Origin of the sequence: Granulicatella sp. HMSC31F03, assembly GCF_001807725.1 — a bacterium.
Lineage (GTDB): Bacteria > Bacillota > Bacilli > Lactobacillales > Aerococcaceae > Granulicatella > Granulicatella adiacens.
Map to the genome: position 1 here is coordinate 1 of NZ_KV790842.1, position 1059 is coordinate 1059.

General features: G+C 44.8%; 1 protein-coding gene. It reads left to right on the top strand.

The window, feature by feature from the left end; all coding sequences use genetic code 11:
* The coding region (locus HMPREF3106_RS01020) for an SHIRT domain-containing protein (RefSeq protein ID WP_246827491.1) at positions 1–1059 on the top strand (1059 nt) is incomplete at both ends.

The following is a 1059-nucleotide window of genomic DNA, read 5'->3' on the forward strand; positions in this document are numbered from 1 at the left end:
CAGACTTGAAAGACGGTAGTCAAGCGACTCCGACACAACCAAGTCAAACAGAAGTGAAGACAGCAGAAGGTACCTGGAGCTTTAAGTCTTATGACAAGGCATCAGAAACCATCAATGGAGCGGATGCCCACTTCGTCGGTACTTGGGAATTCACTCCGGCTCCAACTTACAAGGCAACACATGAATTTGTAAGCGGAACGCCAGGAAAAGAACTTCCACAAGAAGTGAAATCCTTGCTTCCAGTAGACCAAACAGACTTGAAAGACGGTAGTCAAGCGACTCCGACTCAACCAAGGCAAACAGAAGTGAAGACAGCAGAAGGTACATGGAGCTTCAAGTCCTATGACAAGACATCAGAAACCATCAATGGAGCGGATGCTCACTTCGTCGGTACTTGGGAATTCACTCCAGCTCCAACTTACAAGGCAACACATGAATTTGTAAGCGGAACGCCAGGAAAAGAACTTCCACAAGAAGTGAAATCCTTGCTTCCAGTAGACCAAACAGACTTGAAAGACGGTAGTCAAGCGACTCCGACTCAACCAAGGCAAACAGAAGTGAAGACAGCAGAAGGTACCTGGAAATTCGAGTCATATGATAAGACATCGGAAACAATTAATGGATCAGATGTTAAGTTTGTAGGAACCTGGAAATTTACAGCAATCCCAGTTCCAACAGTGACTCATAAAGCAGTTCACGAGTTTGTCAGCGGAACTAAAGGCAAAGAGCTTCCACAAGAAGTGAAATCCTTGCTTCCAGTAGACCAAACAGACTTGAAAGACGGTAGTCAAGCGACTCCGACTCAACCAAGCCAAACAGAAGTGAAGACGGCAGAAGGCACATGGAGCTTTAAGTCTTATGACAAGGCATCAGAAACCATCAATGGAGCGGACGTTAAATTTACAGGAACTTGGGAATTTACCCCAGCTCCAACTGTACGTCCAATTACTTCTTTTGTAGATACTAAGGGTAATACATTAGTTCCAAGCGAAGACGGTGAACAACCTAAGAAAGAAATTCCAGGCTACCGCTTCGTAGAAACTAAGAAACTTCCAAATG